At 74.5% G+C, this 8,244-nt stretch carries 8 protein-coding genes; 5 read left to right on the top strand and 3 right to left on the bottom strand.

What is annotated here, in order from left to right; genetic code table 11:
• Positions 1-140: 140 nt before the first annotated feature.
• From ABTW95_RS30765 to ABTW95_RS30755, 3 genes are all read right to left on the bottom strand, one after another.
• Positions 141-758 carry a TetR/AcrR family transcriptional regulator gene (locus ABTW95_RS30765; RefSeq protein WP_500228143.1) on the bottom strand — a complete coding sequence of 206 codons (618 nt, stop codon included), beginning with the start codon at positions 756-758 and terminating at the stop codon, positions 141-143.
• A 74-nt stretch (positions 759-832) separates the two neighbouring features.
• Entirely contained in the window at positions 833-2,422 is a 1,590-nt protein-coding gene (locus ABTW95_RS30760; protein ID WP_500228142.1) for a TerD family protein, read from the bottom strand.
• Between the two features lie 6 nt (positions 2,423-2,428).
• The gene (locus tag ABTW95_RS30755) at positions 2,429-2,998 is read right to left on the bottom strand and encodes a TerD family protein (protein WP_396451445.1); all 570 of its coding nucleotides are present in this window, start codon (positions 2,996-2,998) and stop codon (positions 2,429-2,431) included.
• A gap of 224 nt (positions 2,999-3,222) precedes the next feature.
• Between ABTW95_RS30755 and ABTW95_RS30750 the strand changes: the two genes are divergently transcribed.
• The 5 genes from ABTW95_RS30750 to ABTW95_RS30730 all read left to right on the top strand — a co-directional run bounded on the left by ABTW95_RS30750 (position 3,223) and on the right by ABTW95_RS30730 (position 8,243).
• A complete protein-coding gene (locus ABTW95_RS30750; RefSeq protein ID WP_396451447.1) occupies positions 3,223-4,464 on the top strand; it encodes an extracellular catalytic domain type 1 short-chain-length polyhydroxyalkanoate depolymerase in 1,242 nt (413 codons plus the stop codon).
• A 185-nt stretch (positions 4,465-4,649) separates the two neighbouring features.
• A complete protein-coding gene (locus ABTW95_RS30745) occupies positions 4,650-4,835 on the top strand; it encodes a CbtB domain-containing protein (protein WP_500228141.1) in 186 nt (61 codons plus the stop codon).
• Positions 4,836-4,843: 8 nt separating this feature from the next.
• The gene (locus ABTW95_RS30740) at positions 4,844-5,587 is read left to right on the top strand and encodes a CbtA family protein (protein WP_500228140.1); all 744 of its coding nucleotides are present in this window, start codon (positions 4,844-4,846) and stop codon (positions 5,585-5,587) included.
• A complete protein-coding gene (locus ABTW95_RS30735) occupies positions 5,542-6,144 on the top strand; it encodes a histidine phosphatase family protein (RefSeq protein WP_500228139.1) in 603 nt (200 codons plus the stop codon). The genes ABTW95_RS30740 and ABTW95_RS30735 overlap by 46 nt, the downstream gene beginning before the upstream one ends.
• Positions 6,141-8,243, top strand: coding sequence for a VWA domain-containing protein (locus ABTW95_RS30730; protein WP_500228138.1), 2,103 nt, complete (start codon positions 6,141-6,143; stop codon positions 8,241-8,243). The genes ABTW95_RS30735 and ABTW95_RS30730 overlap by 4 nt, the downstream gene beginning before the upstream one ends.
• Position 8,244: the final 1 nt, after the last annotated feature.

The following is an 8,244-nucleotide window of genomic DNA, read 5'->3' as shown; positions in this document are numbered from 1 at the left end:
GTCCCGGCGCCCCCCACGCCCCCCTCCCGGCTCAGGTTGGTGACCGCCTGCGGGGTTGCGGCTCTCCTGTCTTCTTTGCCGGCTCAGGTTGTTGCAGATCTGCGGGTTTGCGCCACTGCCGTGTGGCTCACGACGGCCGTCTACGTGGACCAGGCATCGTGACGGTCGTTTCGGGGGGCCAGCAGGCGGTCCATTAGGACGTGCAGGTGGTGGCAGAAGGACATCACTGCTTCCGGGTTGTCGGATCTGCGCATGCCATGGTCGCGTTCCAGGACGCCTGACCCCAGGAAGCCGTGGACGCACCAGACCATGGTGCCCAGGAGGTAGTACGGGTCGACGTCCGGTGGGACCGCGTCGCGGATCTTGTGGGCGGCCATGTTGAGGAGCGGGCGGGCGTAGCGGTCCTCCAGTTCGGAGATGTCGGCGGCGTCGTCGACCCAGCGGTGGGCCCACAGCGAGCGGTTGTGCGGGTGCATGAGGTGGAAGTCGAGGTAGGCGTCGACTATCTGGTGGACGGCGGCGCGGCCGGGTTCCGCCTCGGCTATGGCGGTTTCGAGCATGGTGCGTTCGGCCTCGAAGGCGCGGCTCATGACCTCCAGGTAGAGCGCGCGCTTGTCGCCGGCGACCTCCACGATCGCCGAGGGGGCCGCCCCCATGGCGTCCGAGATCAGTTGCAGGGATGTCCCGTCATAGCCGAGTTCGCTGAACAGCCGGGTCGCCACGTCGATGACCTGCTGCCGTGAGATGGCATTCGCCATGCCGTCACGCTACGCACGATCCGGCATGGCTTGATGCATCTCCCGTCACGGGGAGTCCAAGTCATGGCAAACGGTCAGTCGTAGGAGGCCAGAGCCCGTGCGTGGAGCGAGAGGACGTGGGTCAGGAGGGCCGGGGCGTGTGGGCCGGCGGCGTCCGGGAGGACGTCGGGAGTGAGGGTCCAGTCGGTGCCGACCCAGGAGTCGGCGATCGCGTCCTCGCTGGACGGCAGGTTGTTGCAGGACTGGCGCAGGCGCACCGTGCGCACCGACTCGGCGGCCGGGGTGTCGGTCTCCACCAGCAGGACGGGGACGCCGACCGCCGGACCGTCCTCGGCGAGGCGCAGGAGCTGGTGCGCGTCCTCGCCGTCGAGGGCGGCGCCCGCGTCGAGGATCACCGCCAGGCGGACGGGCGGGCCGCCGCCGGGCAGGTCCTCCTCGCCGCCGATCCGGCGCAGGTCGACCAGGTCGAGCAGGCGGCGGATCCGCTCGGCCGCACCCGTGCCGACGGCGACGCCGCCGCCCAGCAGCCGGGCGGACGTGCCCGGGTCGAAGCCGTGCAGCCAGCCCGCGCCCGACAGGCCCGGCGCGTCGATCACCTCCAGGCCGGCCAGCCCGGGCGGGGCGGCGGCCAGGAAGCGGGTGGCCAGCGACCAGGCGTAGGCGGCGGAGTCGCCGGGCATCGTGCCCTGCGAGATCCACACGGCACGCCGCCACGGCAGCCGGAGGACGAGCGGTATCCGCAGATCGGGCAGCTCCGCGGTGGACAGGCGGCCGAGCAGGACGCCGTCGGCCAGGTCGGTGCGGGGCCGCCAGGTCAGCCAGGACGGCGCGTCGAACGGCGCGACCTCCGCCGGGACGTGCGGCTCCACCCGGGCCAGCTCGTCGCGGAGCTGGGCGGCGTCCGAACTCAGGCGCTCGTGCGCGGTGGACATCAGCTCGTCGAAGCGCCCGCGGGGGCGGCGCCCGGCGATCTCCTCGTTGCGGACGGTCAGCGCGTGCTCGGTGGCGGAGCGGAAGGCGGCGAGCGAGCGGCTCGCGTCCTCCCAGATCAGCCAGCAGCGTTCGAAGTAGCCGACCTCGTTGGCGGGCGGAGGCTGCGGCGGCGGGACCGTTCGCGGCACCGGCGGCGCCGGGGCGGACGGTCGCGGCGCCGGGGCGGGCGGCGGCGCCGGGTCCCCCGGGTCGTCGACCTCTATGCCGTGGGCCGCCACCAGTTCGGCCAGGCCGCCCGCGTAGCCCTGGCCGACGGCGCGCACCTTCCAGCGGTCGGCGCGGCGGTAGACCTCCAGCCCGATGATCGCCTTCTCCTCGCCCAGGCCCTGGACGGTGAACTCCGCGACCGGGGTCGCATCGGCGGTCAGGCCGATGCGCGGCGGCGGCACCGACCCGAACGCGGTCGTGCCGGTGAGGCTCACCGCGATCAGCACCGCGGTGTCGGCCGGCACCGCGTCCAGGTCGAGGTCGACCCGCTGGCCTCCGGAGTCGGACCAGCGGACGCCCGGCGCCTCCGGGGCGTTGAAGAACACCAGGTCGGCGTCGGAGCGGACGCGCAGGTCAGGGCCGACCAGCAGCGCGCTGACGTCCACCGGCGCGGCGCAGGACACCGTCGCGGTCACCCGCCGGGCGGGCAGCGCCGCGTTGGCGCCGCGGGTGAGTTCGAGCATCGGCGGTCAGGCGTGCGCCGAGATCGCCGGGAGCATGTCCTGGAACGTGCGGCCGTGGCACGGCTCGCCGATGGCGTTCATCTTCCAGCCGCCGTTGTGGCGGTAGATCCGGGCCATGACCATCGCGGTGTGGGCGCCGCCGCCGGTCAGCGTGTACCGGGCGAGCTCGCCGCCGTCCACCTCGTTGACCAGCCGGCAGAAGGCGTTCTCCACCTCGTTGAAGGTCTGGCCGTTGAACGAGCTGACCGTGAACACCAGCGAGGTGACGTGCACCGGGAGGCGGTTCAGGTCGACGATGACGGACTCGTCGTCGCCGTCGCCCGCCCCGGTGAGGTTGTCGCCGGTGTGCCGGACGGAGCCGTCGTCGCTGACGAGCTTGCCGAAGTACACGACGTCCGCGAGGTTGGCGTCGGCGAAGAGGACGCAGGACGCGTCGAGGTCGATCTCGCGCTCGCGGGAGCCGAAGAACCCCTTCTTCTTCACCGCGTCCCAGCCCAGGCCCATACGGACCATGCTCAGCGCGCCGCCCGGCTTCTCCAGCGAGATCCGCTGGCCCTTCACCATAGAGACGGTCACAGCCGTCGCCTCCTGTCCCCTGTACCGCGCGGCCGCCGCGCAGGCCCCAAGCACCCGGTCGCCGCGAAAGCGGCGGGTCGTGGAAAGCCTGGCAGTCCGCCGCCCCGTTGTCACCTCGTTCCCGGCGGCGGGTGAAACCGGTGGAAGGCTTCTTGTCCGCGTCCGGCGGGCGGCCGCATAGTGGCGGTCGCCGGGCGGCTCGCGAACAGGAAGCGGTGGTTCTCGTGAGGGCCCTTGGTGTGCTCGTGGCGGCGCTGGCCGCGGCGCTGGCCGTGCTGGTGGGGCCGCCGGCGTCGGCGGCGGCGTTGACGGAGGTCACGGACTTCGGGACGAACCCGACCGGGCTCCGGATGCACCTGTACGTGCCCGACCGCGTCCAGGAGAGGCCGCCGGTGCTGCTGGCCGTCCACTGGTGCACGGGGTCCGGGCCGGCGATGTACTCGGGGACGGAGTTCGCGCGGCTCGCCGACCAGTACGGGTTCATCGTCGTGTACCCGTCGGCGACGCGCAGCGGGAACTGCTTCGACGTGTCGTCGCCGCAGGCGCTGAGGCGGGACGGCGGGAGCGACCCGGTGGGGCTCGTGTCGATGGTCCGGTACACGCTGCAGCGGTACGGCGGGGACGCGTCCCGGGTGTTCGTCACCGGCGTGTCGTCCGGCGCGATGATGACGAACGTCATGCTCGCGAACTACCCCGACGTGTTCGCGGCGGGCGCGGTGTTCGCCGGGGTGCCGGACGGGTGCTTCGCCACGGCCGACGGCTCGGAGTGGAACAGCGCGTGCGCCAACGGGACCGTCCTGAAGACGCCGCAGGAATGGGGCGACATCGCCCGGTCCGCCTACCCCGGGTACTCGGGTCCCCGGCCGCGGGTGCAGCTGTGGCACGGCACGGCGGACGACACGCTGCGCTACCCCAACTTCGGCGAGGAGATCGACCAGTGGACGAACGTCCACGGCCTGCCGGCCGCGCCGACCTCCACCGACCAGCCGCGGCAGGGCTGGACCCGGACGCGGTACGGCGACAAGGTCGAGGCGTACTCCCTGCAGGGCGTGGGCCACAACCTCATGGCGTCGGGCATGGCGCAGCGGACGATCGAGTTCTTCGGGCTCGACCAGGGCGGCACGACGGAGCCGCCGGACGACGGGTCCTCCGACTGCGGCGTCGCCTACTCGGTCAACGCGTGGAACACGGGCCTGGTCGCGAGCATCACCATCACCAACACCGGATCGGCCCCGGTCGACGGATGGACGCTCGGCTTCACCCTGCCCGCCGGGCAGACGATCACGTCCGGGTGGGGCGCGGACTACCGGCCGAAGAGCGGCGCGGTCAGCGCGACGAACGCGTCCTACAACGCGGCGATCCCGGCGGGCGGCTCGATCAGCATCGGTCTGCAGGCGACCCACACCGGCGACACCGGCGCGCCGAGCGCCTTCACCCTCAACGGCGCTCCTTGCACGGTCGTGTGAACGTCTGTTGACACCCCGAGAGGGAGGTCGTACGGTTCGCTTGATTCACGGTTGCCCGAGGGAAATCCGGTGAGATGCCGGTGCGGACGCGCCACTGTATCCGGGACGACGATCCCGGGAGCCAGGTCGCTCGGGTAGCCGCGACCTCATAGTCCGGGACGCGCTAGATCCCCTACGGAGGCTCCGTGAGCACGCTGTCCGCTCGAACCATCCCCCTTCCCCGCCTCGTTCCCTGGCTGCTCGCGGTGCCCGTGCTGCTGCTGCTCGGCTACCTCGTCCTGATGGACAACGGCGCCGTGTCGCAGGCGGGCGGCTACCTCCACGAGCTGATGCACGACGGGCGGCACCTGCTCGGCGTGCCCTGCCACTAGGCCGCCGCATGGTGCGCACCCTGCTGGTCAGGGGCCTTCTTCTGGGCCTCCTGGCCGGCCTCGTCGCGGGCGTCTTCGCCTTCGCGGCCGGTGAGCCGCGCATCGACGAGGCGATCGCGTTGGAGAACGCCGCCGCCCACGAGCACGCGCAAGGTGCGGGCGAGCAGGCGCACGAGCAGGCACACGAGCACGGTGAAGAGGTGGGCCGGGGCACGCAGAAGGCCGGGCTGTTCCTCGCCACCGGGCTGTACGGGCTCGCCGTCGGCGGCGTGTTCGCGCTCGTCTACGCGGGGCTGCGGGGCCGCGTCGGCCCGCGGTCGGACGGCGGGCTGGCGCTCGCCGCCGCCGGTGTCGGCTTCGCCGCCGTCATCGTCGTCCCGTTCCTGAAGTATCCGGCGAACCCGCCGGCGGTGGGCGACCCGGAGACCATCAACAGTCGGACGCTGCTGTACCTGGCGATGATCGGCGTCGGGCTGCTCGCGACCGCGATCGCGGTGACGACGTCGCGGGCCGTGCCCGGCGGGCCGTGGGCGCGCTGGCCCGCGGCGGTGCTCGCGTTCATCGTCCCGGTGGCGGTCGCGTCGCTGCTCCTGCCGGGGGTGGACGAGGTGCCCGACGGGTTCCCCGCCACGCTGCTGTGGCAGTTCCGCATGACCTCGCTCGGGACGCAGCTGGTGTTCTGGGCGTCGTTCGGCACGCTGTTCGGGTGGTTCTGCGACCGGGCGGCGCGTTCCGCCGCGGTACCGGCCTGAACGGGGTGCTGTTCGTCCGGCACGCGACCTCGGCGGGGATGCGGGAGGCCCGCTTCCCCGCCGGAGGGGTCCCCGCCGACGCGGGCGGCCTGGCCAGGGCCAGGGCGCTGGCCGGGGCGCTGGCCGGGGCGCTGCCGGACGGCGCGGCGTGGACGTCCCCGGCGCGGGCCGCCCGGGAGACCTGCGCGGCGCTGGGCTTGGACGCGCGGCCCGTCGCGGCGCTCGCCGAGGCGGACTGCGGTTCCTGGGCGGGCGTCCGGTTCGCGGACGTCGAGCCCGCGGCGCTGGACGGGTGGCTGTCGGATCCGGACGCGGCACCGCCCGGCGGCGAGCCGCGGAGCGCGGTCGCGGCGCGGGTCGCGGAGTGGCTCGGCGGCCGCCCGTCGGGCATCGCGGTGTGCGACGCGGGCGTCATCCGGGCCGCGCTGTGCCACGCCTTGGGGCTGGACGTCCCGGCGGGCGACCGCATCGACCTCGCCCCGCTGTCCACCACGCGACTCACCGCCGCCCGAGGCGGCTGGCGGGTCGCGCACGTCAACCGGAAGGTGGTTCCTTGAACGCCCTGTATCCGTTCAGCGCCGTCGTCGGCCTGGACGACCTGAAGCTGGCGCTGCTGCTCAACGCCGTTTCCCCGCAGGTCGGCGGGGTGCTGGTGCGGGGCGAGAAGGGCACCGCGAAGTCGACGATCGTGCGGGCGCTGGCCGCCCAGCTGCCCGCCGTGGACGTCGTGGCGGGCTGCCGGTTCGGGTGCGACCCGGCGGAGCCCGACCCGTCCTGCCCGGACGGCCCGCACGATCCGGGCGGCCCGGTGGAGCGGCGGCCGTCCGCGCTGGTGGAGCTGCCGGTCGGCGCGTCGGAGGACCGGCTCGCCGGATCGCTGGACGTGGAGCGGGCGCTGACCGAGGGCGTGAAGGCGTTCGAGCCGGGGCTGCTCGCGGCGGCGCACCGGGGCGTCCTCTACGTGGACGAGGTGAACCTGCTGCACGACCACCTGGTGGACCTGCTGCTGGACGCCGCCGCGCTCGGCACCTGCTACGTGGAGCGCGAGTCGCTGTCGATCCGGCACGCGGCCCGGTTCCTGCTCGTCGGGACGATGAACCCGGAGGAGGGCGAGCTGCGGCCGCAGCTCCTCGACCGGTTCGGGCTGACCGTCGAGGTGCGGGCGTCGCGGGAGCCGAAGGAGCGGGCGGAGGTCGTCCGGCGGCGGCTGGCGTTCGAGGCGGACCCGGAGGCGTTCGCCGCGCGCTGGGCCGGCGCCGAGGCCGAGCTCGCGGCGCGCATCTCGGCCGCGCGCGGACGGCTGCCCGGTGTGCGGCTCCCGGACGCGCGGCTGGAGCAGATCGCGGCCGTGTGCGCCGGGTTCGAGGTGGACGGCCTGCGCGCCGACCTCGTCACCGCGAACGCGGCGCTCGCGCACGCGGCCTGGCACGGGCGGGACGAGGTGGCCGTCGCGGACGTGCGCGCCGCCGCCCGCCTGGCGCTGCCGCACCGGCGCCGCCGCGACCCGTTCGACGCCCCGGGCCTGGACGAGTCGCTCCTCGACGAGCTTCTCCGCGACTCCTCCCCCGACGACGATCCGCCCGAACCGCCCCCGGGCGGCGGCGCCCCGCCGGACGATGGCGGTTCTCCTGGTGACGACGGTTCTTCGGGTGACGACGGTTCTCCTGGTGACGACGGTTCTTCGGGTGATGGCGGTTCTTCAGGTGATGGCGGCGCATCGGGTGGTGACGGCCCGCCGGATGACGGCGTCCCTGCGGGCGAATCGGCGCGGGACGGCGACGCCCCGCCGGCCTCGGACTCCGCGGGCGCCGGCGAGCGGGTCGCGGCGGTGGCGGCGCCGCACGCGGTGCCGTTGTGGGAGGTTCCGGGGGTCGGGGACGGCACGGCGGGGCGGCGGTCGCGGGCGCGGACGGAGCGGGGCCGGGTCACCGGGGCGCGCCGGCCGGCGGAGCGGGTGCGCGACCCGCACGTGGTGGCGACGCTGCTGGCCGCGGCCCCGCACCAGCGGACGCGGGGGCGGTCCGGGGCCGGGCTGCTGCTGCGGCCGGACGACCTGCGGGAGGCGGTCCGGGAGGGCCGGGAGGGCAACCTGGTGCTGTTCGTCGTGGACGCCAGCGGCTCGATGGCGGCGCGCCGCCGGATGACGGCGGTGAAGACGGCGGTGCTGAGCCTGCTGCTGGACGCCTACCAGCGCCGCGACAAGGTCGGGCTCGTCACCTTCCGGGGGCGGGACGCCGAGCTGGTGCTGCCGCCGACGTCGTCGGTGGAGGCGGGCGCGGCGCGGCTGCGGGCGCTGCCGACCGGCGGGCGCACGCCCCTCGCCGCCGGGCTGGTCAAGGCCGCCGGAGTGCTGCGGGCGGAGCGGCTGCGGGACCCGGCGCGGCGTCCGCTCGTCGTGGTCGTCACCGACGGGCGCGCCACCGCCGGCGGCGACGTGGACCGGGCGGCCGGGCTGCTCGCGGGCACGGCCGGGATCGTCGTGGACTGCGAGGACGGCCCGGTCCGGCTCGGTCTCGCGGGGCGGCTCGCCGCCCGGCTGGGCGCGCGGCTCGTCCCGCTGCGGGACCTCGGCGGGATCGTCCGCGAGCACAGGAAGAACGAGCACAGGAAGAACGAGCACGGGAAGAACTCGCGCGAGCACGGGAAGGCGGCCTGAC

It is taken from the genome of Spirillospora sp. NPDC127506 (assembly GCF_040302145.1).
Classification (GTDB): Bacteria; Actinomycetota; Actinomycetes; order Streptosporangiales; family Streptosporangiaceae; genus Spirillospora.
Note: the sequence above shows the minus strand (reverse complement) of the source record. Positions and strands in the feature narration are given on the sequence as shown.

What these genes read in the sequence shown, in the direction of transcription:
- ABTW95_RS30765 (WP_500228143.1), bottom strand. Translation starts at nt 758, where the DNA reads ATGGCGAATGCCATCTCACGGCAGCAGGTCATCGACGTGGCGACCCGG.
- ABTW95_RS30760 (WP_500228142.1), bottom strand. Translation starts at nt 2,422, where the DNA reads ATGCTCGAACTCACCCGCGGCGCCAACGCGGCGCTGCCCGCCCGGCGG.
- ABTW95_RS30740 (WP_500228140.1), top strand. Translation starts at nt 4,844, where the DNA reads ATGGTGCGCACCCTGCTGGTCAGGGGCCTTCTTCTGGGCCTCCTGGCC.